Origin of the sequence: Pseudarthrobacter sp. NPDC092439 (genome assembly GCF_044754945.1) — a bacterium.
GTDB lineage: Bacteria > Actinomycetota > Actinomycetes > Actinomycetales > Micrococcaceae > Arthrobacter.
The window spans coordinates 10715-37212 of sequence record NZ_JBIVQB010000005.1 but is presented as its reverse complement, the minus strand read 5'-3'; the positions used below and the strand labels follow the sequence as shown (position 1 = coordinate 37212).

Sequence of the window (26498 nt, the reverse complement as noted above, 5' to 3'; positions counted from 1 at the left end):
TTATACCCGGCCCAGGGCGTCGATGTCCTCGAGGAAGTCCTGATGCACTTCGGCGCTGACGGTGGTCCGGGTCTCGCTGATGGCGTCCAGGTAATCCTGGGTGGAGGGCCCCTTCCGCACCGCCTCGCGGACGGAAGGCGTCCCGCCGGAAGCCAGCCCGCCGTCGTCGTACACTGCTTTCTCGAGTGCCCGCTGGGAGGCGCTGCGGGCCGCGTACTCGATATCCGCGGGGGAGAATCCTTCGGTCTTTTCCACCAGCAGCGCCACGTCCACGGCGTCCACCACGGGGGCTGGGATGAAGCGCTGCCACATGGCTTCGCGGGCCTGGCGGTCGGGCAGGCCGATGGGAATGACGTAGTCGAACCGGCCGTGACGCAGGAAGGCCGAGTCCAGCGCGCGGATGAAGTTGGTGGCGCACACCAGGAGGCGGCCGGGCTGCTCACGGAACGCCGGGATGATCTTCAGCAGCTCGTTGGTGACGCCCTGGAGGGGGGACGGCGGCTCACCGGACCGCTGCGACGCGATCTCCTCCACCTCGTCTATGAACACCACGGCATGTTCCAGCTCCGCGATTTCCAGGAAAGTTTCGCGAAGGGCCCCGGCGAGGCCTTGGGGGTCCGCGGCGAGCCTGGAGGGGAATACTTCGACGAACGGCCACTCGAGGCGGGACGCGATAGCCTTGGCAAAGGTGGTCTTGCCGGTGCCGGGCGGGCCGAAGAGCACCACGGCCCGCGGCGGCACGACCCCGAACTCGTCGGCCAGGTCCGCCTCGGCCAGGGGAAGCACCAGGCGCCGCTCCAGCAGTTCCTTCTCCCGGCGCATGCCGGCCACGTTTTCCCACAGGTCCCGTGCCAGGATGCGGCCGCCCAGCTGGCCGAGCGCCCCGAGTTCCTGCCGCTGCACGGGGATGGTCCGCTCGAAGTACCGCAGGTTCTTCTTCAGGGCGAAACCGCGGCCAAGGAAAGGCTCCACGCGGGTTTCGGATTCCGGCATCAGCGCGGACAGCTTGTTCAACCCGTGCGGCGCCATCCGGTTTTCGACGGCGGCCAGCAGCGAGGTGCCGATCCCGCGGCCGCGGAATTCGGGGAGGGTGGCCAGGAAGACGATCCAGCCCTGGTCATGCGCGGCGCGTCCGACGGCGGCACCCACCACCTGCTCGCCGAGCACCGCCACCACGGCATGGTCCTTTTCGCAGGATGCCAGTACCTCGGACAGCGCGTACACGGGCTCTACATTGGTTGCCTTGAGGGTTTCCCAAAGGTGCAGGATTCCGTCCAGGTCAGCCGAGTGGAAGTCCCTGATCCGCCAGGTGGTCATATGCGTATCTCCCGTGGTTCGTCGTTGAGCCAGCGCGCCAATACTGCCGAGCATAGGCGAGCACCCAACGCGGGGTCACTTCCGGCCGCCGAAAGGACGGATATTGGGCCGGATATGACCCCGCGTTGCACTGGGCAGACGTCACGTCGCCGCGGGCATGGGCGCTGCCGCCATAGGGTTCCGCCGTGACGGCGCTACTTGAACGTTGCCGCCGGCGGGTTGGCGACCACGGGGGAGAGGCCGGTGTGCCCGTCGCGCGTTTCGGCGATCTCGCGGATCCGGGTGCGGCACGCGTACCAGCCGAACACCATCAGGACGGACGCGGCGGCCGTGACCAGCATGGCCAGGGGGGAATCGATGAAGACCATAACCAGCACGCCCACCAGGAACAGCAAGGACAGGTAGCCGGTGTACGGGGCACCGAACATCCGGAATGACGGCCGCTTGACCCAGCCGTTGTCCGCCCAGCGCTTGAGCTGCAGCTGGCAGAGCACGATGGTGGCCCAGGTCATGATGATGCCTACGGACGCGACGTTCAGGACAATCTCGAAGGCGTCTGCAGGGACCAGGTAGTTCAGCGGGACGCCCAGCAGCGACACGCCCGCGGTGATGGCGATGCCGCCGTAGGGCACGCCGGCTTTGTTCATCCGGGACGCAAATTTCGGGGCGGAGCCGTTGACGGACATGGAGCGGAGGATCCGGCCGGTGGAGTAGAGCCCGGCGTTGAGGGAGGACAGGGCCGCCGTAAGGACCACGAGGTTCATGATGACGTCCACCCCCTGGATGCCGATGGAACCGAAGAACGTCACAAAGGGGCTGACGCCTTTCTGGTACGAGGTGAAAGGCAGGAGCAGGGACAGGAGGATGACCGAGCCGACGTAGAACACGGCGATGCGGAAGACCACGGAGTTAATGGCCTTCGGCATGATCTTCTCCGGGTTCTCCGTTTCGCCGGCCGCGGTGCCCACCAGTTCAATGGAGGCATAGGCGAACAGGACGCCCTGCATGAGGATGATCATGGGCAGCAGACCGTTGGGGAAGATGCCGCCGTTGTCAGTCAGCAGGCTGAAGCCCACTTCCTGGCCGTTCACCGGCGTGCCGAAGATGACGAAGTAGGTGCCCACGACGAGGAAGGCGACCAGCGCCGCGACCTTGACCAGGGCGAACCAGAATTCCATTTCACCGAAGACCTTAACGGACACGAGGTTCAGTGCAAGGACCACCACCAGGGCCATGAGGGCCCACGCCCACTGCGGGACCGCGGCCATCCACGGAATGTAGTTGCCGAAGAAGTTCATGTAGAGGGCCGCCGCGGTGATGTCCACGATGGTGGTGGTAGCCCAGTTGATCCAGTAGAACCAGCCCGACACGAAGGCGGCCTTCTCGCCGTAGAACTCCCGGGCGTAGGACACGAACGATCCTGAGGAAGGGCGGTGCAGCACCAGTTCGCCCAAGGCGCGGAGGATCAGGAAAGCGAAGAAACCGCAGACGGCGTAGGCGATCACCAGGGAAGGGCCTGCCGCGTTGAGCCGCCCGCCCGCGCCGAGGAACAGGCCGGTGCCGATGGCGCCGCCGATGGCGATCATCTGGATCTGCCGGGGCTTCAGGTTCTTGTGGTAGCCCTTGTCCTCGGCGTGCAGTGCGGTTTCGCTCGCATGGGACTGGGGCGGGATGGTGTGGTCAGTGATGGGGGAGTTCGTCATAGGGAGTTCCTTAGGTGGTGCTCAGGTTGGCCAGGCGTTCGGGGCTGAGGAGTTCCTGGAGCCGGGCATCCCTGAGGAGCCCGCGCTCGAGGACCAGTTCAGCCACGCCCTTGCCGGTGGCGAGCGCCTCCTGGGCAATGGCGGTTGCCGTGGCGTAGCCAAGATGGGGGTTGAGCGCCGTCACCAGGCCGATCGACTGCTCCACGGTGAGCCGAAGATGGGCGGTGTTGGCGGTGATTCCCCGGATGCAGCGTGCCGTGAGGGTGCGGCACGCGGCTTCCAGGTGGGAGATGCTCTTGTGGAGGCTGTGGACGATGATGGGCTCGAAGGCGTTCAGCTGAAGCTGGCCGGCTTCCGCGGCCATGGTGATGGTGACGTCGTTGCCGATGACCTCGTAGGCCACCTGGCTGACCACTTCCGGTATCACCGGGTTGATCTTGCCGGGCATGATGGAGGAGCCGGACTGGACGGCCGGCAGGTTGATTTCGCCGAACCCGGCGCGCGGGCCGGAGGACAGCAGGCGGAGGTCGTTGCAGATCTTGGAAAGCTTGACGGCCACGCGCTTCAGGACTCCGGACAGGTGCACGAATGCGCCGACGTCCTGGGTGGCTTCGATCAGGTCGGGTGCCGTGACCAGCGGCAGGCCGGTCACCTCGGCGAGGTGCCGGCAGGCCGCCTCGGCGTAGCCGGCATGGGCGTTCAACCCCGTTCCGATCGCCGTGGCGCCCAGGTTGATCTCGTGGACGAGCAGTTCAGCCTCGGCCAGGCGGAGCCGGTCCTCGCCGATGGTTACGGCGTAGGAGCCGAACTCCTGGCCAAGGGTCATGGGAACCGCGTCCTGAAGCTGGGTGCGGCCCATCTTCACGACGGTGCGGAACTCCACCGCCTTGGCTGCGCACGCGTCTTCGAGTTCTTCGAGGGCGGCCAGCAGCTCCCGCGCGGCAAAGATCGTGCCGAGCTTCACCGCAGTGGGGTAAACGTCGTTGGTGGACTGGCTGAGGTTGACGTGGTCGTTGGGGTGCAGCAGGGAGTAGTCGCCCTTCGGCCGGCCGAGGATTTCCAGGGCCCGGTTGGCGATGACCTCGTTGGCGTTCATGTTCGACGACGTCCCGGCGCCTCCCTGGATCACGTCCACCACGAACTGATCGGCCAGGCGTCCTTCCAGGATGTCCTGGCAGGCCTGTTCGATGGCTGCTGCGCGTTCCGCGTCGAGCAGGCCCAGGTCCCGGTTGGCGCGGGCTGCGGCCAGCTTCACTGCGGCCAGTCCGCGGACCAGGTGGAGGTTGGAGGCCAGGGGCTGGCCAGTGATGGGGAAGTTTTCGACTGCGCGGAGCGTGTGGACGCCCCAGTAGGCGGCGGCGGGTACATCGCGGTCGCCGAGCAGATCGTGCTCGGACCGGGTTTCCGCGGCGGTGTCTGTGATGGTCATGGGGTCCTCACGAAATGGGTTGGGGTCTAGGACAGGAAGTCGGTGGCCTGCAGCAGGCCGACGCGGCGTCCGCCACCGAGCACGGGCGCTGCGGCGATGCCGGCCAGCGGGGCGGTATCCACGCCGAGGGCATCGAGCAGGGCGACGGTCGCGGGCATCCGGGCACGGTCACCGCCGTCGGAAATCTTCACCGCGGTGGCGCGGCCGTCCGGGAGCCCCACCAGCTGGACACCTTCGAATCCGTCCTTCGCCACGGCGCCCGGAAGCCGCCGCATCAGCTCGGTGACGTCCCGGCGCTCGCCGGCCACCATCACGGGGTGATGCTGCATGGCGAGTCCGACGGCGGCCTCGGCGCCCAGGGAGGCCGGTCCGCCGTCGTCCGCGTCTTTCCGGATTGCGGCGGCGCGTGCAATCCGGCCGAAGGCGCGGGCCATCGCGCGCAGGGTCAGCGCGAACAGGGGAGTGCCGCAGCCGTCCGTGCTGCGGGCGAGCGGTTCCTCGCCGGTCAGTTCCGTGATGGTGGCGGCGATGAGCTGCTGCAATGGATGCGACGGGTCCAGGTAGCCGCGCACGGGCCAGCCGTTGATGACGCAGGTGGCAGCCATGGCGGCGTGCTTGCCGGAGCAGTTCTGGGTCAGCCGGGTGGCGTGGAGGCCCGCCTGCAGCCACGCTTCGCGCTCGATGATGCCGTAGGGCAGGTCGGTGCTGTTTTCCAGGTCGTGGATGGTCAACCCGTGCATGGCGAGTATCCGCTGGGTGCCGCTGCGGTGCCGGGTGCCGCCCGAGTGGCTTGCCGAGGCGAGGGCCAGCAGGTCCGCCGGAAGTTGCAGGCCGGCGCGGAGCATGGCCACCGCCTGGAGCGGCTTGAGCGAGGAGCGGGGGTAGAACGGGGCAAGGGGGTCGCCCGCAGCGGCCAAGGTGGTGCCGTCCGGGGCGGTGGCGACCGCGGAGCCGTAATGGATGCTTTCCACGACGCCGTCCCGGGTGGCGGTGACGAGGGGTGCATGCTGCGGAAGCTCGGCGGCAGCCAGGGCGGGGGAAGGTGCGGGGGAGAGCATGGGTTCCTTGTCGGGTGCTACTTGTGGTTGAGGATTGTTCCGAGGGTGCGGTCCACGGCGTCCAGGTGCCGCGCCATGGCGGCCCGTGCGTCGTCCGCGGAACCGGACTCGATGGCGGCGAGGATTTCCTGGTGTTCAACGTCGGAGTCGTGTTGCCGGTCCGCCACGATGTTCAGGGTTTCGGACTGGTGGGCCAGGGCGCTGCGGATCTCCGCGACAACACTGGCGAAGACCTTGTTTCCGCTGGCGGAGGCAATGGCAGCGTGGAAGCTGGAGTCCAGGGCCACCCAGGATTCAGGATCGGACTCGGTGGCCATGGCGGCAACAATGCTGCGGAGGGTGTCCAGTTCCTCGTCGGACCGGCGCTCGGCCGCAAGGCCTGCGGCAGGGACTTCGATGTGGGGACGGGCTTCGGTGAGGTCGCGGGCGGAGTATTGGCCCAATGTGAGGTCATTGGCCACCGTGTTGGCCACGACGAAAGTGCCCTTGCCCGTCTTGGTGACCGTCAGGCCGAGCGCAGTGCAGGACCGCAGCGCTTCCCGGATCACCGAACGGCTGACCCCGTACTGCTGGGCCAGCGTTGCCTCGGCGCCGAGTTTGCCGCCGACGGGGACGATGCCCGCTTCGATGTCTTTGCGAATCGCGTTGAACACCGCCTCGGCAGCGCTGAGGCGGGCGAGCGGAGAGGCCACAGGCTGTCCTGCTGTCCGGCTGTCTGACAGGTTCATGGGTTTAAATATGGCAGGGGTCACAGGACGTGTCAATTCCCCGGGGCCCAAGGTCCGGGGTGAACTTTGAGAATTCATCCCGGAAAACCGTGCCGTCTCAAGGTCCCGCCCGGTAGCCTCCTGCCATGGAGGAACTGTCAAGCGTCACCCGCAAGGAGGCCCGCGGCAGGGTAGAGGCATTTGTGGCCGATTTCCACGCAGGATGGCAACGGTCGGGCAAGTCGCCGGACCCTTCCGGTTTCGATCCCCGGGTGTTCGAAACCTGGGCCGCCGAGCTGGCTGATTTGCTAGCGACCCACTGCACGCCGGGAATGCGTACCGGCCGGGAAGGCGCACTGTCTTCCAATCCCGCGCATCATCCGGACGCCGAGCTGATCACCGACGTCGAGGTGGACGGGGACGCTGCGACGGTGCGCTCAGTCATCCACAGTGCAGGGAACAGCCCCTACTACTACAAGTACCAATTGCTGCGCGGTGATGACGGCTGGCGGATCTCCCAACTCTCGACTTTCCTCCATCCGCCGGGCGCCCCCTTCGTCGATCCGGCCCGGGCTGAAGCGCTTATGCTCAGTGCAACGGCCGAGGCCGCCCTGCCTGACCTGCCAGCCCATCTGGAGCTCGACGTGCCGGGGTTGTTCGCAGCTGGCCGGGTGGCTGGATCATTTGGCAAACAGGCGCCGATCGAAGCACGCCACCTGGGCAAGCTCACCTGCGCCTCGGGCGTGCTCGCAGTCTTGGACTTGGGTTTTGCTGACGCCCGCTTTGCGCCGTTGGCGCGACGTATAGTGCCGGGGGCGTACCCCGTGGAAGTTGCGACGGTTTCGGAAGCGACTGTCGCCGTGCGGCTGCTGCTCTCGGAGGCCCCAGCGGTCAGCTGGCATCCAGCCGAGTTCACCGACGGCACGCGCAGTGTTGGCGTCGACGTCGGGAGCGTTGCGCTCCTGGATGCCGGGTCGCTGGTGCAATGCCAGGCCCAGCGCATGGAGGAGCTGCTTCAAGATCATGCGGCACTGCTCAAGGGAACACCGGGGGCAATGTTCGGCCTCACCGGCGAGGCAACGGATGCGGTCATGGTCTCGAGCGGGGACGGGGCGTACCCCTGCTACTGGGGTGTGGCCGCCGATGGGGGTCTCGCATCCCTCTTTGTGGATTTCCGGGTGCTCGCGGAGGACATTGTGCGCACGACACGCGTGCCGTTCCAACCCGGCCCGGTCAGCAGCCCGGAACTCGCTGGCCTTGAACTGCAGATCACGGCCAGCGGCACGGTGTTTGTTATCACCAGCAGGGGTGAGGACGTCACCGCTCTGCGCGTTGTGGCACCGGACGGCACACTCCTCATGGACGGGAACCATCTCGGCACCTTCATCACCGGAGGTAGGTCCAGCAAGACCTGGCGCCCTGACGCGGCGCCCCCGCCCGGCTCGGCACTCGAGGTCACCCGGCACCTCGGCTACCGGCACATCTAACGCACTCGATTTGTCTACCTGGAACGTGATTTCACCTGTGATCACCCGAGCGCGTTTAGTGCCCCATATGGAGGCGCATGAACCCCTATGGACCCGTTCCGGCACGTTCGTACCGCATCCGCCCTTTGCGGGGAAGTACGGTCCGGCCTAGAGTTGAGCCAGATCAATATCGGTACGTTCGTGCCTAAGGAATTCAACATGACCGGCTCATTTGCAGAAAAAGTCGCTGCCGAGGTGCGCGGCCGCCGGGCAGTCCTCCGGCTGACCCAGCACGATGTCGCCGATATGGCAGGCGTCTCCGAGCGTTTTGTCCGTTTCGTGGAGCAGGGAAAGTCGAGTGTCCAGCTGGACTCGCTGCTTGCAGTGCTGGACACGCTGGGCCTGGAATTATCGCTCGGCACCCGCACCAGCCAGGCCGCACGCACGCACGCGGACCACACCGCCCAGAACGGCGTCGAGCAATGAGGCACCGCGTAGCGGACATCTATAAGGCCGGCGTCCTTGCCGCGCGCCTGGAACGGCACGACGGCGGCACCCGCTTCAGCTACCTGCCCGCGTACCTCGAGACTGGGGGACCCGCCGTCGCCACGTCCCTGCCGCTCAGCAGCGAACCGGTGCTGTCCGCGGCAGGTGCCGCCCCGCCGTACTTCACCGGACTCCTGCCCGAGGGCCGCCGCCTGAATGCCCTGCGCCGCTCCATCAAGACCAGCGCTGATGACGATCTGTCCCTGCTCATCGCCGCCGGCGGAAACCCGGTGGGGGACGTGCAGATCGTGGGGCACGGGGAGCCCTTGGATCCCGATGACCACGCGGTCCGGCTTAATCCAAAGCAGCCCGTGGACTTTGACCAGCTGCTGGGGGATCCCGACCTGATCGATCCGGTGGCCTTGGCGGGCGTTCAGGACAAGATGTCCGCCGGAATGATCTCGGTGCCGGTGTCCGCCACCGGCCGCCAGTTCATCCTCAAACTCAACGCCCCCGAGTATCCGCACGTGGTTGAGAACGAGCTGGCGATGTTTCGCTATGCGGCCAGGCTGAGGATCCCGCTAAGCCGGGTCCGGCTGATCCGGGACGTCGCCGGCCGGCCGGGGCTACTGGTGGAACGCTTCGACCGGGTGCCGCTTCCCGGTGGCGGCCTTCAGGGAGTGCAGCGGCTGGCGGTGGAGGACGGAGCCCAAGTGCTGAAGCTCTATCCGGCTGACAAGTACAACGTGGGGTACGGCCAGGTCTGCCGGGCGCTGGCCGACTATTGCTCGGCGCCGATGCCTGCGCTCAGGAACCTTGCAATTCAGGCCGCGTTCGCCTGGCTGACCGGAAACGGCGACCTTCATGCCAAGAACGTCTCAATGGTCCAGCAGCCGCACGGCGAATGGACCATTGCCCCCGTCTACGACATTCCCTCCACCGTGGTCTACGGTGACAAAACTCTTGCGCTGGCCCTCAACGGCAAGCGGACGGGCATCTCCCGCCGCCACTTCCTGGGCTGGGCCGCGGAGCTGGGCCTGACCGACCGCACGGCCGCCCAGGTGGTGGATACTGCCCTGAAAGCGTCCGGCCCGCTCATCGGTGACCTTGAGTCCGGTGCTGCTTTTGCTGGCGGCGCAGGCCTGGCAGGAGCCTCCGACGGCGGCGGTTCGCCGTTTCCCGATCTCGTCACAAGGGCGTGGGTTAAGGAGTTGAAACACCGGCGGAGGCTGCTGGAGGGTTGAGCAGGGACTGGGAGGCTGCTACAGGTGCTGGATACCCGCCCGCTGCATGGCGTCCTTGTAGATATCCACGTTCTTGGTCAGGAGCTCTTCCTGCTTGGCCTCCGAGACTGCAAACGCGCGGCCGCCCAGGGCGCTGGCCTTGTAGATCTTGATTCCGCTGTTCTTCAGCGACGAGTGATAGGTCTTCTCGAAAAGCGTGAGGAACGCTGAAGCATCCGTACCGTGCGCAATGATTGCCGAGACACGGGAGTTGATCTTGAGGAACTGGCGGAACGGGCGCAAGCCGTCTGTCTTTTCCTGCACGCTCAGGGCCGACGGCGTGCCGGGATCCCGCACCCACGGGTAGGCGTTCCAGGGCATGACGTAACGCGGGTCCAGTTCTGCTAATTCGTAGATCTGGGTGGCGCGCCGGGCGGCCTCGTCGTCGTTGTTATGGGAGACAAAACCTGATTCGGTGCCCTTCCCCGGACTGATGTGGAGGCTGACGATCCGGCATTCGTCTTCATCGTGGATTGGGTCGATGTACGGGACGGTAGAGCCCGGCTTCTTTTCCATCAATTCATCGCAAAGCTGGGTTACCTTCGCGATGTTCGGTTCCTGTAGCAGGGCCTTTTTTTCGTCCCAGTCAATCGTCACGATGTCTCCCTCGGCAGCAAGGCGTCCAGAATCAGGCGTCTTATGCCACTCTACGCTTTCACTGCTGGAGGTGGGCAGGGGAAGCCGGAGGCACCGCCTCTCAACCGGCGTCTGCCGTGAGAGTCAGGCGGGAACCGGCAGTTGGTGATCCGTGGGTGTTGCTGTTTCCCGCGACCTTGCTCCCGACGGCGGCGCTGTTCCCGGCAGCGGTGGTGCTGTTGAGCGGTAGCCGTGACCGGTGGGGGTGCGCAGCTCCACTGTGTGCCGGGGCCCGGGCACAGCCGCGGCCGACCAGCCGGGGGACTCTTTGGCGTGGTTGCAGGCTGCACACAGTCCCTGGCCGTTCCTGGCAGTGGTCGCACCGTCCCGGCACCACGCCACGATATGGTCGTGGTGGCGGATGGGCGCGTCGCAGTACGGCGTGCGGCAGACGTCGTCGCGCACCTGGAGCATGCGCCGGAGACCCGGCGGAAAGAGCCGGGCCCGGGAATCCAGCGCAACCAGTTCCCCGCCACCCGGGGCTGTGTAGAGCCGCCTGAGGAAGACTGCCGGGGCGGAGATGGCGTCCGGCGCCGGGATCTCTTCCCGGGCGGAGAAACCTTGTGCGCCGGAAAATGCACCGCCGGAAAACGCCGTGCCGGGTACTGCACCGGCGAGTGACGGCTGCACGTGCTCTTTCCGCCGGAATGATGCCGTAACCGGCCAACCGGGCGGGCTCGGAGTCGCCCTGGAAGAGGGTGCGGTCAGTCATGACCAGCTGGATCTCGATGCTCGTGACGCCTCCCGGGGTGCCGGTAACGCGCTCCACCAGCGAATCGGCCATGATCTGTTCCCTGGAACGGCCGTCTCCGGCCGAGCGCAGCGAATCAGCCTCCCGTGTGAGCGCGGCATGCACGGCCACGCCCTGGGCGACGGGAAGCAGGGCAGTCAGGTAGGTCATGGTGTCCGGTGCAGGCCGGAGGCTCTCACGGTGCGTTCCGATGCGGCATGGCTGGCCCGCTGGGCGACGGACCGTGGGTCCCGCCGGTAGGCTGCCGCACGGACTGCAGCAAGGATGGTGCGGTCGCCCGCGCCGGCGAAGCCGCCGGCGTCTGCTCCCAGTTCCTCGTCTACGGCGCACCGGTCAGCGGCGGGCAGGCACGCGGTTTCCCGCGCAAAAAGGGTGGTGCGCCATTCATTGAGCTGTCCGCCCTCTAGGGCGGCGAGCGTGTGGGGCATCTCCGTGACCAGCGCCCGGGCCAGGCCCAGCAGCCTTCCGCCCCGGGCCGGGGATTCCCGACGCGCCAAGGCAATCTGCGCCGCAACACCCCGTCCCACCTCACCGGAAGGGAGGCCTGCAGCGGCCTGGGCGCGACGCTCAGCAGCATCGAAAGTGACGGCGATCCGGGCCTGGAGCGCGGCGGCGGCGGATTTCAGATCTTCCAGTAGGCGCAGTTGATCAATCATGCCTGGCCCCTCTGCGGCAACGGGCACGCGGTCCAACAGCTCCAGGACGTCTGGAACCGCGGGGAGGCCGCGGCTTTCGGCCTCCTCCACCCCTGCTGGTTCCCTGAGCATCACCATGAACCAAGTCTTCCAGCCCGTGTAGCCAACTTCCCGTAAGCATCAGGCCTATGTGGAAAACCCGCCCTCCGTGGAAAACCAGTGGTTTCCAGGCTCTAACTCGACCACTGCGCCAGGTGGCCCGGCCTACAAACCCGCCCAGCCGCCGTCGTACGTAAAACGTCCTGCCACCAGCGTGGCCGCCACGGGCATGGCGGCAAAATGAGGTTCCGGAACAGCGAGGGGATCGGCGTCCAGGAGCACCAGATCGGCAGGATCACCCGCACGGATTCCCGCCCCAAACCGCCCCCGGATCGACGCTGAAAGGGCCTGCTCACGCGTGATGGCCTCCTGCGGCTGCCACGGCTCCCGCCCGTCCAGGGCAGACCGTGTGGTGGCAGCGGACATCGCCGCCCACGGATCGAGGCGCGCCACCGGGGCGTCGGAACCGAGCGCGAGCGTGGCGCCGGCGTCGAGAAGGGAGCGCAGGGGAAACGCACGGTCCGTCCCGTCCGGCCAGTTGGACTCGGCGGCGTCGCGATCGTCCAGGGCGTGCAGGGGCTGGACGCTGGCCACCACGCCCAGGGCGCCGAACCGCGGGAAATCCTCCCGCCGCACAAACTGCGCGTGCTCGATCCGCCCGCCAATTCCCGCCCGCTCGAAAGCATCCAGCGCCACCTGGTTCGCCGCGTCGCCAATCGCATGGACGGCCGGGAGGAACCCGGTATCCCGGGCCGCCTCCAGCAGCGCCAGGAGCTCCCCGGCGCTGACCGTCAGGAGCCCGTGCCCGCCGAACGGGTACGGGTCCACGCAGTAGGCGGTTCGCGTGTTGAGCGAGCCGTCGACAAGCACCTTGAGCGGCCCGACGCGCAAGAGCCCGCCACCGCCGTCGACCTCCTGCCCCGTCCGCATGCCCCCCGAAACGGCGCGATCCAGGTCCTCCGGATAGACGCCGGCTTCCACCCGCAGGGCATCGAAGCCGCCGGCGATCCGCCGCAGCCACGGCTCCCGGTTCCACGTCATCTCCAGGTCCACCACGCCCACCAAGCCGCGTGCGGCAGCAGCCCGGGCGGCGGAGTCCACCCACTTGTCCACCACAGCGTCCGGCAGCCGGCCCAGCTCCCGGGTGAGGCGGAACGCGGGATCCTCGCGCAGCAGCCCGGACGCGTCCAGTTCCACGCCATAGCGGCGTCCGGCCGCGCTGTTGAGCCACACGCAGTGCAGGTCATGGCTCACCAGCGCGACGGGGCGTTCCCCCGACGCGGCGTCGAGCAGGTCACGCGTGGGACTGTCCCTCCACAGGGCGTCCCGGAAGCCGACGCCCACGAAGGTCCCCTCCCCGGTGTCCACGCCGGCAAGGGAACGGCCGACGGCGGCCGCCGCCTCGCGTGCCGACGCCGCGCCTGAGAGGTCCAGCCGGTTCGCGTGCATGGCCCACTGGGTCATGTGGACGTGCTCGTCCCACAACCCGGGAATCAGGTATCGTCCGCCGCAGTCCAGCACAGGCAAGCCGGCGCCGGGGGCCGCTTCCCGACGAAAGACCCCGGCCACGGCACCGTCGCGGATGTGGACGTCGTATGCAGCACCGTCACCCGGGAAGCGGACCGATTTGAGCGCCAGGCCGGTCATGCCGGCCCCCGGAGGCGGTCCATTTCGCGGCGGTCCTTCTTGGTGGGCCGGCCGGCGCCGCGGTCCCGCTGAGGGATACCGAGCGCAGGGGCCAGCGGGCGTGGAGGGGTGTGGTCCGTGAAGCAGTGCGACGCCGCCTCGGCCCCAACGCGCTTGGCGATCAGCCTGCGAACCTCGAGAATGCGTTCGTACCCCGGCATGCGCACGGTGACGGTGTCGCCGGTGACCAGGGTGGCCGAGGCCTTGGCCGGGGTGCCGTTGAGGCGGACGTGGCCCGCGCGGCAGGACGCTGTGGCCGCCGACCGGGTCTTGTAGGCGCGGATTGCCCACAGCCAGGCATCAATGCGGACGGTGGCGGGGGAAGAAGGAAGGCTCGTCATGGCTGGGACCGAGTATAGCCCCGCGCCCCTGCCCTCACTCGACCAGCACGCGCACCCGCTGGACCACGTTGTTGCCCAGCCCCTGGTAGTTCCAGTTCTGCTCCAGGGGCTGGGCAGCGCCGGTTACATCCGTGGCGCGGCAGCTCAGGACATGCTCGCCCGGATCGGCCACCCACGGGAGGGTCCATTTGCGCCAGGCGAAGCCGCCGGCGGGCGGCTCGAGATGGGCGGGCACCCATTTGCCGTCAATGCCCACCTCCACTCCGGTCACCGCACCTTCCCCGGACCACGCGCGGCCCTGCAGCAGAACGGGACCGTGCGGCAGGATCCGGGTCCGCGTGAAGAAGTCCGGGACGCCCGGCGGAACCATCAGCGAACGCACCCGGATCCGCGAAACGGGAGTGCCGCCGTCGTCCGCGGATTCCTGGTACCGGTACGCGACGTCCTGCTGGAACCCGGTGAAACGGGTGGTGGCCACCTCGATCGATTCCAGCCATTTCACGCTGGCCATGCCGTACCAGCCCGGAACCACCAGGCGCAGCGGATAGCCGTGCTGGGGCGGCAGCGGCGCACCATTCATGGCGTAGGCAAGCACGACGTCGGGACGCAACGCCTCGCCGGATCGGCAGGCTCCGTGCGTACCGCTGGGGGACGCCGCCCTGAACCCCGGAGTCGGCCCCGGTGAAGACAACGTCGACGGCATTCGGCCGCACCCCGGCCTTCCCCAGCAGGTAGGCAAGCGGCACCCCGGTCCACTCGGCGGTGCCGACGCCTTCGAGCACCCAGGGCTGGCTAAGCGGCCGCGGCTCCAGGAGGGACCGGCCATTGCCGGCACATTCAAGCGTGACGGGCACGGTAATGGCCGGTTCACGGTGCAGCGCTGCCATCGACAACTCGAGGGAGCCTTCCACGGCGCCATGGACACGCAGGTGCCAGTGGTCGGGGTCAATGTCCGGGATGTCGAAGTGCGTCAGGACGTAGTGGAGCCCCGGCGGCGTGACTTCGTACCGGAGCGCCTCCAGCGGCATCGAGTGGTTCCGCGCGGCGAGCTGGAGTTCCTCCCGGGTGAGCGGTCCCGTGGAAGGAGGGGCGGCATTGCGGTTCCGCTGGGTCTGCTTCATGGCGCGGCGTTCTGTTGGGCCCGGTGTGGCTGGTTCCCCCTCCTCACAGGTTTACGCACGGGTGCACGCGCCGTCAACGGCCCCGCCGCCCTCTGCCGCCCTCCGCGGGGAGGGCGGCGCGGGAGTCTGGAGTTTAGGCTTCCCGCTGGGCCGGCGATTTGGTCTGCGCCGGGTCCCGCTCGGCGAGGGAGCCGATGGCGTCGTCGATCCGCTTCAGAACCTGCGGTTCCAGCTTCACGCCGGCGGCAGCCACACTGTCCGCGATTTGCTCCGGCCGGGAAGCCCCCACGATGGCGGAGGCCACGTTCGGGTTCTGCAGCACCCACGCCACGGCAAGCTGCGGCATGGACAGCCCGGCGTCGGCCGCGATCGGCTTCAGCTCCTGCACGCCGGCCAGGACGTCGTCCCGCATCCAGCGCTCGATCATCTTGGCCCCGCCCTTCTGGTCCGTTGCGCGGCTGCCTTCCGGAGCCGGCTGGCCGGGCAGGTACTTGCCGCTCAGTACGCCTTGGGCCATCGGCGACCAGACGATCTGCGATACACCCAGCTCCTCCGACGCCGGCACTACCTCGGCCTCGATGACCCGCCAAAGCATGGAGTACTGCGGCTGGTTGGAGATCAGCTGGAAGCCAAGCTCCTTCGACAGCTTGTGGCCTTCGCGCAGCTGATCGGCGGTCCACTCGCTGACCCCGATATACAGGGCCTTGCCCTGCCTGACGATGTCTGCGAACGCCTGCATGGTCTCTTCCAGCGGCGTTTCGAAGTCGTACCGGTGCGCCTGGTACAGGTCCACGTAGTCGGTCTGCAGCCGGCGCAGCGACCCATTGATGGACTCCATGATGTGCTTGCGGGACAGGCCCAGATCGTTCTTGCCCTTGGGCCCGGTAGGTCCGTAGACCTTCGTGAAGATCTCCAGCGACTCCCGGCGCTCGCCCTTCAGCGCCTCTCCCAGCACCGTTTCCGCGGCCGTATTCGCATAGACGTCGGCCGTGTCAAAGGTGCTGACGCCGGCATCGAGCGCGGCGCGGACGCACTGGGCGGCCACGTCGTTTTCCACCTGCGAGCCGTGCGTCAGCCAGTTGCCGAACGTGATTTCCGAGACTTTGAAACCGCTGTTTCCGAGATACCTGAATTCCATGGGTTTTACGCTAACCCAGTTGGTTGCTCAGGGTAAGGGCTGTTTGCCTTTCAGTTCCGGCAGCGGTCTCCCGGGCAGACCCGGTCCGGCGAGCGATACCAGCGATCCGGTGTCCAGCGGCGCCAGAGGCTTGGGCTCGGGCGGCTTCTTGAATGACCGCGGCACTTCCCCGGCCGGCCGGCTGGTCTCCACGGCTGATTCCACCAGCGGCGCCACCTCCGCCAGGTTGTCCGCCGGCACCTTGGGGTCGGGCAGGTCGCGGACCGTGAGTCTGATGTCCGGGGTGGCCGCGCGTGCCCGGGCGATGGCGCGGGCGTCCGCCTCGGCAACGGCGGCAGCCCAGTCGTCGGCGAGGGCGGGCGGCTCACGGTGTCCGGCTGCCACGGCCGGGTGATGCACGACGGCGGAGCGCAGCGCCGCCTTCACGCGCGCGGGCTTAAACCGCCTCGGATCCAGCCGTCGCGGGCTGAGTGCAGACCGCCAGCTGCGCCGCACCCGGGGGGCGGCAGCGTCGTCGTCGGACGTCGACGCTTCCGCCGGTTCCTCAGTTCCGGCGCGCCCGTCGGCCCCCGTGAGCCGCACCAGGGGAATGGATTCCCGGCTGGGGCGGTAGCCCAGGAGGGCCATCAACACTACGGCGGTAAGGCGGCCCACGCCGGCAAGAATCAGGGTGAGGACGCCCAAAAGGAAGAGCACAAGGAACATCAGGACGGCGATGCCCACGGTGCCCAAAAAGGTCAGGTTGAGGATGAGGGTATCCGGATCTTCCACGTCATCTCTCCTCTCTGCCGGCAGCGAGGCCCCGCCGGCGCCCACTCGTCCAGGGCATCAGCTCTTTCTCCACCATACGGATTTTTGTGGCCGATTGCCGGTGTGAAGGGCGGCCGGGGCGGGTTGTTTCAAAGCTGTTACCCGGTATGACAGCATCGGCTTATGAACGGAAACCGGGATGACGCCAACTGCCCGTGCCTGTCCGGCGAGCAGTACGGGGCATGCTGCGGGCGGTTCCATTCAGGCCGTGCCAAGGCCGCCACGGCGGAGCAGTTGATGCGTTCCCGCTACAGCGCGTTTGCGCTCCTGGATGCCGATTACCTGCTGCTGACGCACCATCCGGACACGGTCCCGGCGGAACTGGTGCTGGAGCCGGATATGGAGTGGCGGCGCCTGGATATCGTGTCCACCAGCCGGGGCGGGCCGCTGGATACCGAGGGCATGGTGGAGTTCAAGGCCTACTACCGGCAGGGGGATGAACGCGGCATCCTCCATGAGGCCAGCAGGTTTGTCCGGGAAGGCGGCCGCTGGTACTACGTGGACGGCACGTTCCGCGGCTGACGGTCCCGGACTGGCGGCCAGGTGGCCCGGCTACTCGTCCCGGTAGTCGCTTTCCGGGGTGAAGCCCGCGCGGTCCACCTTCCGGTGGAACCGCATGCCGGCCAGCCCGCCGAGTATGGCACCCAGCAGTGCCACCGCGGCAACCACCACTGCCGCGATGATGCTGGTGGTGGTCAGCTCACCCTCGTTGATGGGAATCCGGGGAAAGCTGTTCAGGCTTGCCAGCACGTTGAAGCGCTGGCCGGCCACCAATCCCAGGATGGCCATGACGATCGCGGCGATGAGTGCCCAGATCCACACCATGAGCCCCTGCTTGGCGCCGTTGAACCGCGCCATCCGGCCCGCCACGTAGCCGCCGCAATAGTAGGACACCAGAAGGATGACCAGCAGCACGATGATGCCCACCAGTCCGATGGTGCCGTTGTTGGCCACCTCGCTGACGGCGTCGCCGACGTCCGCGTTGTTCGCCAGGCCAACGGCGGTTCCGGCCGCTGCGACCAGTGCGGTCAGCAGGACAGCCATGCCCGTGGCAGTAAGCCAGCCGAAGAAGGCAGAGCCGGCCTTGATGCCGCCGAACTGCTCCTTTTCGCGGGTGAAAGCCGTTTCCCGGTCCGCCAGGCCGGGATCGGCAACCGGTGCCGCCGGGACGTAGTCCCGCGTGGCTGACGCGCCGGACGTTTCCGGGTAGGCGCGCGTGGCGTCGTCGTCCGTCCGTGGACGGTCAAAGGCGCGGGTGTCGTCCTCGCGGGCACGCCGGGAAGGCAGGTTCTCTGGGTCCGTTGAGCTGCTCATGGTTCAACTCAACCACCCGCTTCGGCGGATAGCAAGCATGCTTACGGTGCGGTGACCAGCGGTTTTACCGATACTTCCGGTGCAGGTTCTCCCTGGTGGAGGCCCCGGGGGAAGCGTCCGCGATCCATGGGCCGGTCCCTTCGGACTGGTCCAGCACCCCTGCCTCAAGCCAGGTGTAATCGCCAGCGAGGACCTTGCGCGTGAGGCGCCGGTCGGCGTCGTCCGTGTTGCGCCACAGCTGGTCGAAGTATTCGTCCACCCGCACGCGCGCCTGTTCGCAGTACGCCTCCGCCAATTCGTAGGCGCCGGCGCCCTTCTCCGGTGATGTGCGCATGAGCATCTCGGCCCGGGAGCAGCAGGCGGTCATCGCGAACAGTTCGGCGCCGATGTCCACCACGCGCCCCAGGAATGCCTGCTTCCGCTCGAGCTTCGCCTGCCAGCGGCCCATGGCGTAGAACGTTTGCCGGGCCAGCCGCCGGGACGAGCGCTCCACGAACCGCAGGTGCTTGGCCAGCCGGCCGAACTCGCCGTAGGAGCGAGGGTCCATGCCGGCGCCGGCCACGAGCCTGGGCAACCACTTGGCGTAGAAGCCGGAGGCTCCGACGGCGGCACGCGCCTTGTCCTGCAGGCTCGCATCCAGGGACGCGAGGTCGCCCGCGGCTGCCAAGTGCGCGTCCACGGCTTCCCGGGCAATCAGCAGGCGCATGATTTCCGACGAACCCTCGAAGATCCGGTTGATCCGCAGGTCCCGCAGCTGCTGCTCCGCCGGCACGGCCCGTTCACCGCGTGCCGCCAGTGATTCCGCCGTCTCGAAGCCGCGCCCGCCCCGGACCTGGACCAGTTCGTCCGCGATCCGGCAGCTGATCTCGGTTGCCCACAGCTTGGCCAGCGCGGCTTCGATCCGCACGTCCTTCTGGCCGGCGTCGGCGAGTTCGGCGGAGAGTTCAAAGACGGCATCCAGGGCAAACGCGGAGGCGGCGATGAAGGCGATCTTCTTGCCAACGGCCTCATGTTCACCCACCGGCCGGCCCCACTGAGTGCGGGCGTTGGACCATTCGCGGGCAATCTTCAGGCTCCAGCGCCCCGATGCCACGCACAGCGCGGGGATGGAGAGCCGCCCTGTATTAAGGGTGGTCAGCGCGATCTTCAGTCCCTGTCCTTCGCGGCCCAGCCGGTTGGCGGCAGGCACCCGGACCTGGTGGAACCGTGTGACGCCGTTCTCGATGCCGCGCAGGCCCATGAAGGCGTTCCGGTTTTCCACGGTGATCCCGGGCGAATCCATCTCCACCACGAAAGCGCTGATCCCGCCCTTGTGAACGGTTCCGTCCGGGCCGGTGTAGGCCGGGACCACCGCCATCACCACCACCAGTTCAGCAATCACCCCATTGGTGGTCCAAAGTTTCACGCCGTCCAAAAGGTACGCATCGCCGTCGCCCGTTGGTGTTGCCGTGGCGCCCATGCGGGCGGGGTCGCTGCCCACGTCCGGCTCCGTCAGGAGGAACGCGGTGATGGCCCCGGCGGCGCAGCGCGGCAGGTACTCGCGCTTCTGCTCAGGGGTGCCGAAAACCTTGACCGGTTCGGGGACGCCGATGGACTGGTGGGCCGAGAGCAGGGCTCCCAGGCTGGGGTGCACGCTGCCCAGCATCGCCAGCGCCCGGCCGTAGTAAACCAGGGAGAGGCCCAACCCGCCGTAGTCCTGCGGGATCTTCATGCCGAAGACGCCGAGATCGGCCAGGCCCCGGATGTATTCGTCCGGGATCTTCGCCTCCCGCTCGATCACGCTCCCGTCCAGGGTCTTCGCGTAGTCGGTGAGCCGGGCCATGAAGGCTTCACCGCGCTCCACATCCTCGGAGCGCGCGGCGGGCCACGGGTGCACCAGCCCCAGGTCGAAGCTGCCCAGGTACAGGCCCTTGGCGAAGCTGGGCCGTTCCCAGGCAGATTCGCGGGCGGCCTCGGCGATGGCGCGGGCGTCATCCGCGGTGGCTCCCGCACCGAGGTTGCCGGCCGGAACGGGAGTTTCCGCGCCAGGAGCATCAGTGGTTGCGGGGGTGTCAGTTGCGGAGCTCATGGGTCATCTCCTTGGCCGGACCGGCCGGTGTAGCCATGGATCCGCCGGGTTGGAGAACCCTTCAGCTGTCTTTCTATATTACCCGCGGGTAGCTTCCTGTGCCAGGGGCCGGTGACGGCCGGCGGTCGCCGGTGGCGGCCCGGTCGGACACCCCGGCGGCGGAACGCGCCACGATCTCCCAGCCCGCATTGATCCCGTTCACCAGCGCCAGTACCGTGCCGGCGGCCACCGTCCAGGCGAGCTTGCCCAGCCCCAGCAGCAGCAGGGCCGCGAGGGCCGCGGTGAGGACGAAGGCTGCCAGGACGGCTGCGAAGACCAGGGTTCCGATGAACACCAGGGTCCCGGTTTCAAATGCGCTGAGATCGAACTGCATGGTTCCCCCTGCTGCGAAACGTGTTGTTGGCTGCTTTTGGCCGGAATCGGTAGCTGAAGCGTAGGTGCGGGCCGGGCCGCCAGCCAGAGCCAAAAGGCCCCCGGGAGCTGTTGATACGGGATCGAAACACTACGCGGGGGTAGGTCACGGACGGGTCGCGGCCCGCGTTGCCTTAGACGGTCTGCGTTAACCTTGAGGGTGGCGGTTTTCCGCCGCCCAAGACCACAGAATCCCCAACCAGCCCGAGGAGAGTGCGTGCCCCGCTCCGCCAGGTCATCCGCTGACGCCATCAGCGCCCGGCTCCGGGACCTCGAACTCCTCACCAAAGGACCGGCATGGGCCCTCACGCGTTCGGCGCCGTGGGTGATCGCGGTACTGCAGGCCTCATTTACCCGCACCCGGCCGCAGCTTCCGCTCGAGGAGTTCCATGCCGACGTCGACTCCTTCCTTGAGGAGCTCCGGCGCAAGGATCCTGCGCTGGGCGGAGGGGCCAACGGAAAGGCGTTCGGCGACGAATGGACGCGCAGGCAGTTCCTCACCCGCCGGAACCAGTCGGGCCAGATCGTCTACGAAGTCACCGAGCCGGCCGCACGCGTGCTCGCGTTCCTGGACAGCCTCTCCAGCGACCGCTCCACCCTCAACGGGTCCCGCCTGGGCACCCTCCTGGGGGACGTGGAGAAGCTGGCCAACGAAACCAACCCCGACCAAAGCGCCCGCCTTGAATCCCTGGAAGAGGAGATCGAGGAGCGCCAGCAGCTGATCCAGGACATCAGCAGCGGTGAATTTGACGGCCTGCTCGATGACGACGAGGCCGTGGAAGCGGCCGGGAACATCCTGGACCTCGCCGCGAGCCTCCCGGCGGACTACAAGAAGATGCGTGACCGGATCGAGGAACTGGTGGGCGGGCTCCGCAACCAGATCATCGAGGAGTCGCTCACCAAGGGCGCCACCATGGCCCAGGTGCTGGAGGCGGACAAGCGGCTCCGGCAAAGCCCGGAAGGCAGGACTTTCCGTTCCTTCGCCGCCTTCCTGGAGGACCCCCAGCAACAGCTGAGGTTCCGGTCCGCCATCAGCGAGGTCCTGGGCCGGCAGTTCGCGGACGACCTTACGCCGGAGGACCGGGAAACCCTCAAGAACCTGGTGGCGGAACTGCGGCAGCAGCACAGCCAGATCCAGCGGATCTACGGCAAGCTCAGCGAGAGCCTGAACACCTACGTCCAGAGCGACGATTTCCGCCAGTCCGTCCGGCTTCGCCAGGTCCTCCGGGAGGCCGAACAGGCCATCCGCTCCCTTCCCTACGAACGGGAACGTCCCGCCCTGGTGCCTGGCCCGGTCCTCTACAACGCCGGGTTTGAATCCCTCTCAATGGTCAAGCTCTTCGACCCGGACGAGTTTGCCGCCCCGCCCAGGCTCGCTGACCCGATCGCCTTCAGCGATTCGGACCGGGTGCGCTCGCCGCGGACCGCCAAGGCCAAACCCGAGGTGATCCGGGCGGCCATGGCAGGCGCCGGGACCCTCGCGGAGGCCTGGGCACAGCTGCCGCGGGAGGAGCAGCACATCAACACCATCCGCGGCCTCCTTTCGCACGCCCTCCACGCCGGGGCGGACTTCAGCAGGGACGCCTGGGACGGCGTGGACTTTGAACAGATAGACGGCACCACCCGCACGGCCTACCTTCCGGTGGTCACGCTCGCAAAGGATTCTGATGACTGAAGAGATCACGACGGCGGCAGCTCCCGGGCGGCACGCCGCACCTGCGCCGCGGGACACCTTCGTTGACGGCGCCGCGCTGTTTCCGGGTGACACCGGCGTGCTGCCCATGAAGGTGCGCCAGGCGCTGGTCAGGCTCCTCAAGGGCCCGTACATCGACGGCGGACGGGACGAGAAGCTGTGGACGGTGCTGCTGGACAACCAGGTGATCCTGCGCAGCCGCCTGTCGGAGCTGTTCCTGACCATGCAGCTTGACCATGAACGGAAGATCGCCGTTTTGCGGCCCGTGGACCCCGAAGCAATCGGCGCAAGCGCCCGGTCCAGCATCCTGCGCCAGCAGCGCGCCTTGAGCCGGGTGGAAACCATCGTCCTGCTCCGACTGCGGCTGCTCCTGGACCGCCATGTCACCGCGCAGACGGACCCCACCGTGACCCGCGAGGAGATCACGGACCTCGTGGCGCACTACCAGCCCGCCGGCCAGCAGGACGCCCTACGGGATTCGGACGTGGTCACCCGCGCCATCAGCAAGCTCCTTGCCCGCCAGCTCCTCATCCCCACCGGGCTGGAGGACGTGTACGCCATCTCCAACGCCCTGCCCCTGGCGCTCCCGTTCGAGAACATCGGCGACATCCCGGCCCAGATCACAGCCCTCGTTGCCGCCTCGGCAGACCAGTCGGGGACGGAACCGCTGCTGGAGTTCGACGGCGATGCGGCACCTGACGGGGACACCGAACCTGAGGATGCGCTCACCGAAAGGGGCACCAAGTGACGATCGCGAGCATGCTGCCACTGGGCGAGCTGACCAACCCCGGCCAGATGCGCCTGGCGTTGGTGCAGGTGGTCAACTGGGGAACGTTCCACGGCGCCCACACCATGCACGTGGACCGCAACGGCACCCTGCTGACCGGCAACTCCGGCGTGGGCAAGTCCACGCTTTTCGATGCGATGCTGCGGGTCTTCGACGCGCGCCCCCGGTCCAACGAGGCTGCCGCCCAGCGCGCCGGCGGGGCGGTGGAGGACAAGCGGACCACCTTCACCTACATGCGTGGCAAGGTGGGCGACAAGGCCGTGGGCGAGGGATCGGCAAGTGCCTTTCAGCGCCCCGGGGCGACCTGGTCCGCCGTCGCCCTCACGTTCGACAACGCCGCCGGCACCCGGGTTACCGTGTCTGCACTGTTCGACCTGCCCAAGAACGGCACCGAATCCAGCGTGGGCCGGTTCTACCTGATCGACAACGCGCCGCTGGACCTCGAAACGCTGGAAGGAATCGCGGACAAGCGGTTCAGCCGCGCGGCCCTGGAGGCGGTGTTCCCCAACGCGCAGGTGTTCGACGTGCACAAGGCCTTCGCGGAACGCTTCCGCCGGCTGCTGGGCATCAACTCGGACCAGGCGCTGCCTCTGCTGCGCGTCATCCAGGCCGGCAAGGGCCTGGGCGGGAGCGTCAACACGTTTTTCCGCGACCAGGTCCTGGACGCGCCGGCCACCCTCGCCGCCGCTGATGACGTGGTGGAGGAGTTCAGCAACCTCATGTCCATCAGGCAGCGGCTGGAAGACGTCCGGCAGCAGCGGGACCAGCTGGCGCCGGTCCCCGGCCTGAACCGTGAATACGCGCAGGCACTGCTCGACGCCAACCGGCTCCGCGATCTCACCGGTGAAGAGTTCGAGGCGTACCGGCAGCAGCTGGCGGTATCCGTGCACCAGAAGACGCTTGCCCGCTTCAAGGAACTGGCGCAGGCCAAGGCGAAGGAACTCGGTGCCGAGCGCGCAGTCCGGGATGGGCTGGCCAAGGAGCTGCGTCAGCTCGAGGCGGACTACAACAACCAGGGCGGCAACGCCATCTCAGCCATAGAGCAGGCCCTCGAGAACGCCAGGGTAGGGCTCAGGCTGCGCCAGCAGGTGGAGGAATCCGCTAAGCAGGCGCTCGCCGACGCCGGCCTGCAGCTCGAGTGGACGGAGGAAGGCTGGGAACAGGCCCACGAACAGGCCGCCGCGCGCTCCGCCGAACTTCAGGACGACTCGCACGCGCTCCAGGAGCTCCGCTTCGAAGCCTTCGACGCGCACGCGACCCGAAAGCGCGAACTTGCCGCGGCTGAGCAGGAACTCGACTCGCTGAAGACGCGCAAATCCCTCCTGCCGCCGTCGAGCATCGAAAACCGTGCCGCGATCGCCGCCGCAACCGGCGTCCCGGAGGACCGGATGCCCTTCGCCGGCGAACTCATGGACCTTGCGGAGGGGGAGGAGCGGTGGCGCCCCGCCGCCGAGCGCGCGCTCCGCAGCCTGGCCACCACGCTGCTGGTCCCCGGCGAGCACTTCGCCGCGGTGACCCGGTACCTGAACGGCCACAATATCCGCGGCGCGTTGCGGGCGGTGGATATCTCCAAGCCGCTCGCAGGCGGTGCGCTCGCCGTGGAGGAAGCGCACCACGGCGACCTGCTTACCAAGCTGGACATCCTCGCCACCGGTTCGGCTGCCGACGCCGGGGCCTGGGTCCGCGAGCGGATCGCCCTGGACTTCGCATACCCGTGCGTGGAGGACCCCGGCGAGCTCGCCGGGCTGGACCGCGGCCTGAGCCTCGGCGGCGTGGTCAAGCGGAACCGCCACACCGTGGAGAAGGACGACCGCTTCACCAGCCGGCAGGATTACGTGCTGGGCTTCGACAATGCCGCCAAGCTGGAACTCGTGGCCGGCCAGGTTGAAGACCTCCGGCAGGAAGTGGCCAAGGCCGCCGAGCTGGCGCAGAGCCGCGAAGACTCACACCAGGGCATGAGCCGGCAGCTGGACGCCCTGCGCCGGATCGCCCAGGACGAACGGACCTGGGACCAGGTCTCCGCCGTGGTGGCGGCCGAGGAACTGGCGCGGATCGAACAGCGGCTGAAGGACGCCCTGGCGGCCCAGGCCGACCTGGAACCCCTGCGCGCCGCCATCGAGGAGGTGCGGCAGAAACACCAGGCCAGCACCGAGGCTGCGGCCGTCCTGCAGAGCGAGTACAAGGCACTGGACCGGGAGCTCACCACCGCCGATGCGCTGCTGGAAGCCGCACGGGGACGCCTGGCTGAAGCGCCGCCGTCGGACGCCACGGTTGCCGCGCTGGAACCGTACTTTGCGGACTTTGGCGAAGTGGCGCAGATGCACGAGCTGGACAACCTGGCCAACCGCGTGCGGACCGTGCTCCTGGGTGAACTGCACGCGGCGGAGTCGCGGGGCCAGGGCACCGCCGAGCGGCTGACGCGAATCTTCGAAGCGTTCGTCCGGGACTGGGGAAGCGCGATTTCCGCGGACCACGGCACCACAATCGGCGCTGCGGGGGAGTTCGAAGCCCGGTACCACGCGATCGTGAATGACGGACTGCCCGCGCAGGAGGCCGAGTTCCGGCAGTTCTTCAACCAGCGCACGCACGAATCCTTCAGTACGCTGCTGCACCTGCTGGATGAGGAACGCCGGTCCATAACCAGCCGCATCCTGCCCCTGAACGGGATCCTGTCCGAGGTGAACTTCCACGAGGGCAGCTACCTCGAACTGGACATCAAGCAGACGCTGCCCGCCACGGCCAAGCAGTTCAAGGACGCCATCCAGAACGCACTGAAGGCGCGGCACTCGCGCGCGCCCAAAACGGAGGGCGCCGCTCCCGAACGTGACGAGGACGCCGAGCTCACCGCCCGGTACAAGTCCTTGGAAACCCTGGTCAAGCGGCTGGGCTCGCAGGCTCCGGAGGACAGGCGGTGGCGGGCCGAAGTGCTGGACGTGCGCGGACATCTGTTCATCCAGTGCAAGGAACACCGCGAAGTGGGCAGCAGGACCGAAGTCTTCATGCATGCGGACACCGGCTCCATGTCCGGCGGCGAGCGGCAGCGGTTCACCGCGTTCATCATGGCCGCGGCGCTGAGCTACCAGCTGGGCATCGCCGAGCAGGGGTTTACCACCTACGGCACCGTGATGATGGACGAGGCGTTCGTGCTGGCGTCGGAGGAATTTGCCGGCGCCGGCATCAAGGCGCTGCACGAGTTTGGGTTCCAGCTGCTGCTGGCCGCCCCGGAGAACGTCATCGACCTTTCCCGGCACCTGGGCTCCGTCACCGAAATCCTCCGCGACAAGCGCACCAACCGCTCCGGCGTGCTCACGGCGCCGGTGATCCGGCCGCGCCCCGGCGAAGAGGGCGCGTGGCGGTCCGAGGCAAACCCGGTGGACATCCTGCTCCGCTGACCCGGACGCTCTCTCACTTAATGTGCCTTTTCCCCTGACCCTCTCTCACCTGGTGAGAGAGGGTCAGGGGTTTTCTGCGTTAAGTGAGAGAGCGTCGGGATGGTGTGTGCTTCGTCACTATGGGCATTAAGTTACGTGAACGTTGCGTAATGCACTGGAGGCTAGGC

20 protein-coding genes and 2 pseudogenes are annotated in these 26498 nt (G+C 67.7%); 7 read left to right on the top strand and 15 right to left on the bottom strand.

The features are described from left to right. The 5 genes from ACIQCM_RS11785 to ACIQCM_RS11765 form a co-directional block, all read right to left on the bottom strand. Nucleotides 1-1317, bottom strand: a complete 1317-nt coding sequence (locus ACIQCM_RS11785) for an ATP-binding protein (RefSeq protein WP_400607368.1) — start codon at nt 1315-1317, stop codon at nt 1-3. A 194-nt stretch (nt 1318-1511) separates the two neighbouring features. Beyond that, nucleotides 1512-3020, bottom strand: coding sequence for an amino acid permease (locus ACIQCM_RS11780; RefSeq protein WP_400607371.1), 1509 nt, complete (start codon nt 3018-3020; stop codon nt 1512-1514). A gap of 10 nt (nt 3021-3030) precedes the next feature. After that, nucleotides 3031-4449 (bottom strand): aspartate ammonia-lyase, encoded by a 1419-nt coding sequence (locus tag ACIQCM_RS11775; RefSeq protein WP_400607373.1) that lies wholly within the window; start codon nt 4447-4449, stop codon nt 3031-3033. Between the two features lie 26 nt (nt 4450-4475). Then, nucleotides 4476-5507 (bottom strand): asparaginase, encoded by a 1032-nt coding sequence (locus ACIQCM_RS11770; RefSeq protein WP_400607375.1) that lies wholly within the window; start codon nt 5505-5507, stop codon nt 4476-4478. Nucleotides 5508-5524: 17 nt separating this feature from the next. Further along, complete coding sequence (locus ACIQCM_RS11765; protein ID WP_400607377.1) at nt 5525-6235, bottom strand: FadR/GntR family transcriptional regulator; 711 nt, start codon at nt 6233-6235, stop codon at nt 5525-5527. Nucleotides 6236-6360: 125 nt separating this feature from the next. Here ACIQCM_RS11765 and ACIQCM_RS11760 point away from each other — a divergent pair, with 125 nt between their 5' ends. From ACIQCM_RS11760 to ACIQCM_RS11750, 3 genes are all read left to right on the top strand, one after another. Next, nucleotides 6361-7701 carry a DUF4241 domain-containing protein gene (locus ACIQCM_RS11760; RefSeq protein ID WP_400607379.1) on the top strand — a complete coding sequence of 447 codons (1341 nt, stop codon included), beginning with the start codon at nt 6361-6363 and terminating at the stop codon, nt 7699-7701. Nucleotides 7702-7899: 198 nt separating this feature from the next. Continuing rightward, complete coding sequence (locus ACIQCM_RS11755) at nt 7900-8166, top strand: helix-turn-helix transcriptional regulator (protein ID WP_400607381.1); 267 nt, start codon at nt 7900-7902, stop codon at nt 8164-8166. Continuing rightward, nucleotides 8163-9410, top strand: coding sequence for a type II toxin-antitoxin system HipA family toxin (locus ACIQCM_RS11750; RefSeq protein ID WP_400607382.1), 1248 nt, complete (start codon nt 8163-8165; stop codon nt 9408-9410). The genes ACIQCM_RS11755 and ACIQCM_RS11750 overlap by 4 nt, the downstream gene beginning before the upstream one ends. Before the next feature lie 18 nt (nt 9411-9428). Here ACIQCM_RS11750 and ACIQCM_RS11745 read toward each other — a convergent pair whose 3' ends face one another. The 7 genes and pseudogenes from ACIQCM_RS11745 to ACIQCM_RS11715 all read right to left on the bottom strand — a co-directional run bounded on the left by ACIQCM_RS11745 (nt 9429) and on the right by ACIQCM_RS11715 (nt 16627). Next, complete coding sequence (locus ACIQCM_RS11745) at nt 9429-10046, bottom strand: uracil-DNA glycosylase (protein WP_400607384.1); 618 nt, start codon at nt 10044-10046, stop codon at nt 9429-9431. Nucleotides 10047-10169: 123 nt separating this feature from the next. After that, nucleotides 10170-11603 (bottom strand): annotated as a pseudogene (locus ACIQCM_RS11740) (HNH endonuclease). A 132-nt stretch (nt 11604-11735) separates the two neighbouring features. Continuing rightward, entirely contained in the window at nt 11736-13217 is a 1482-nt protein-coding gene (locus ACIQCM_RS11735; RefSeq protein ID WP_400607387.1) for an amidohydrolase, read from the bottom strand. Continuing rightward, on the bottom strand, nt 13214-13597 hold the full coding sequence (locus ACIQCM_RS11730; protein WP_400607389.1) for an RNA-binding S4 domain-containing protein: 384 nt from the start codon (nt 13595-13597) through the stop codon (nt 13214-13216). The genes ACIQCM_RS11735 and ACIQCM_RS11730 overlap by 4 nt, the downstream gene beginning before the upstream one ends. A gap of 34 nt (nt 13598-13631) precedes the next feature. Then, nucleotides 13632-14718: pseudogene (locus ACIQCM_RS11725) on the bottom strand (sulfite oxidase). A 133-nt stretch (nt 14719-14851) separates the two neighbouring features. Then, nucleotides 14852-15856 carry an aldo/keto reductase family protein gene (locus ACIQCM_RS11720; RefSeq protein WP_400607391.1) on the bottom strand — a complete coding sequence of 335 codons (1005 nt, stop codon included), beginning with the start codon at nt 15854-15856 and terminating at the stop codon, nt 14852-14854. A 27-nt stretch (nt 15857-15883) separates the two neighbouring features. After that, nucleotides 15884-16627 (bottom strand): hypothetical protein, encoded by a 744-nt coding sequence (locus ACIQCM_RS11715; protein ID WP_400607393.1) that lies wholly within the window; start codon nt 16625-16627, stop codon nt 15884-15886. Between the two features lie 162 nt (nt 16628-16789). Here ACIQCM_RS11715 and ACIQCM_RS11710 point away from each other — a divergent pair, with 162 nt between their 5' ends. Next, nucleotides 16790-17188 carry a YchJ family protein gene (locus tag ACIQCM_RS11710; RefSeq protein WP_400607396.1) on the top strand — a complete coding sequence of 133 codons (399 nt, stop codon included), beginning with the start codon at nt 16790-16792 and terminating at the stop codon, nt 17186-17188. Between the two features lie 30 nt (nt 17189-17218). Here the strand turns inward: ACIQCM_RS11710 and ACIQCM_RS11705 are convergent, their stop codons facing one another. The 3 genes from ACIQCM_RS11705 to ACIQCM_RS11695 all read right to left on the bottom strand — a co-directional run bounded on the left by ACIQCM_RS11705 (nt 17219) and on the right by ACIQCM_RS11695 (nt 20421). Then, nucleotides 17219-17980 carry a hypothetical protein gene (locus ACIQCM_RS11705; RefSeq protein ID WP_400607399.1) on the bottom strand — a complete coding sequence of 254 codons (762 nt, stop codon included), beginning with the start codon at nt 17978-17980 and terminating at the stop codon, nt 17219-17221. 64 nt (nt 17981-18044) lie between these two features. Continuing rightward, the gene (locus ACIQCM_RS11700; protein ID WP_400607401.1) at nt 18045-20048 is read right to left on the bottom strand and encodes an acyl-CoA dehydrogenase family protein; all 2004 of its coding nucleotides are present in this window, start codon (nt 20046-20048) and stop codon (nt 18045-18047) included. Between the two features lie 73 nt (nt 20049-20121). Then, the gene (locus tag ACIQCM_RS11695) at nt 20122-20421 is read right to left on the bottom strand and encodes a hypothetical protein (RefSeq protein ID WP_400607403.1); all 300 of its coding nucleotides are present in this window, start codon (nt 20419-20421) and stop codon (nt 20122-20124) included. Between the two features lie 255 nt (nt 20422-20676). Here ACIQCM_RS11695 and ACIQCM_RS11690 point away from each other — a divergent pair, with 255 nt between their 5' ends. Genes ACIQCM_RS11690 through ACIQCM_RS11680 form a run of 3 tightly spaced genes read left to right on the top strand, consistent with a single transcriptional unit; the run spans nt 20677 to nt 26331 of the window. Next, nucleotides 20677-22134, top strand: coding sequence for a DUF3375 family protein (locus ACIQCM_RS11690; RefSeq protein WP_400607405.1), 1458 nt, complete (start codon nt 20677-20679; stop codon nt 22132-22134). Then, nucleotides 22127-22900: a DUF4194 domain-containing protein gene (locus ACIQCM_RS11685; RefSeq protein ID WP_400607408.1), complete on the top strand. Its 774-nt coding sequence runs from the start codon at nt 22127-22129 to the stop codon at nt 22898-22900. The genes ACIQCM_RS11690 and ACIQCM_RS11685 overlap by 8 nt, the downstream gene beginning before the upstream one ends. Further along, a complete protein-coding gene (locus tag ACIQCM_RS11680; RefSeq protein ID WP_400607410.1) occupies nt 22897-26331 on the top strand; it encodes an ATP-binding protein in 3435 nt (1144 codons plus the stop codon). Before ACIQCM_RS11685 ends, ACIQCM_RS11680 begins: the two co-directional genes overlap by 4 nt. Nucleotides 26332-26498 lie beyond the last annotated feature (167 nt).

Coding starts and splice junctions, on each gene's coding strand:
- ACIQCM_RS11755 (WP_400607381.1), top strand. CDS start 7,900: ATGACCGGCTCATTTGCAGAAAAAGTCGCTGCCGAGGTGCGCGGCCGC.
- ACIQCM_RS11780 (WP_400607371.1), bottom strand. CDS start 3,020: ATGACGAACTCCCCCATCACTGACCACACCATCCCGCCCCAGTCCCAT.
- ACIQCM_RS11765 (WP_400607377.1), bottom strand. CDS start 6,235: ATGAACCTGTCAGACAGCCGGACAGCAGGACAGCCTGTGGCCTCTCCG.
- ACIQCM_RS11720 (WP_400607391.1), bottom strand. CDS start 15,856: ATGGAATTCAGGTATCTCGGAAACAGCGGTTTCAAAGTCTCGGAAATC.
- ACIQCM_RS11750 (WP_400607382.1), top strand. CDS start 8,163: ATGAGGCACCGCGTAGCGGACATCTATAAGGCCGGCGTCCTTGCCGCG.
- ACIQCM_RS11760 (WP_400607379.1), top strand. CDS start 6,361: ATGGAGGAACTGTCAAGCGTCACCCGCAAGGAGGCCCGCGGCAGGGTA.
- ACIQCM_RS11705 (WP_400607399.1), bottom strand. CDS start 17,980: ATGAGCAGCTCAACGGACCCAGAGAACCTGCCTTCCCGGCGTGCCCGC.
- ACIQCM_RS11710 (WP_400607396.1), top strand. CDS start 16,790: ATGAACGGAAACCGGGATGACGCCAACTGCCCGTGCCTGTCCGGCGAG.
- ACIQCM_RS11775 (WP_400607373.1), bottom strand. CDS start 4,449: ATGACCATCACAGACACCGCCGCGGAAACCCGGTCCGAGCACGATCTG.
- ACIQCM_RS11785 (WP_400607368.1), bottom strand. CDS start 1,317: ATGACCACCTGGCGGATCAGGGACTTCCACTCGGCTGACCTGGACGGA.
- ACIQCM_RS11700 (WP_400607401.1), bottom strand. CDS start 20,048: ATGAGCTCCGCAACTGACACCCCCGCAACCACTGATGCTCCTGGCGCG.
- ACIQCM_RS11730 (WP_400607389.1), bottom strand. CDS start 13,597: ATGACGAGCCTTCCTTCTTCCCCCGCCACCGTCCGCATTGATGCCTGG.
- ACIQCM_RS11695 (WP_400607403.1), bottom strand. CDS start 20,421: ATGCAGTTCGATCTCAGCGCATTTGAAACCGGGACCCTGGTGTTCATC.
- ACIQCM_RS11735 (WP_400607387.1), bottom strand. CDS start 13,217: ATGACCGGCCTGGCGCTCAAATCGGTCCGCTTCCCGGGTGACGGTGCT.
- ACIQCM_RS11770 (WP_400607375.1), bottom strand. CDS start 5,507: ATGCTCTCCCCCGCACCTTCCCCCGCCCTGGCTGCCGCCGAGCTTCCG.
- ACIQCM_RS11685 (WP_400607408.1), top strand. CDS start 22,127: ATGACTGAAGAGATCACGACGGCGGCAGCTCCCGGGCGGCACGCCGCA.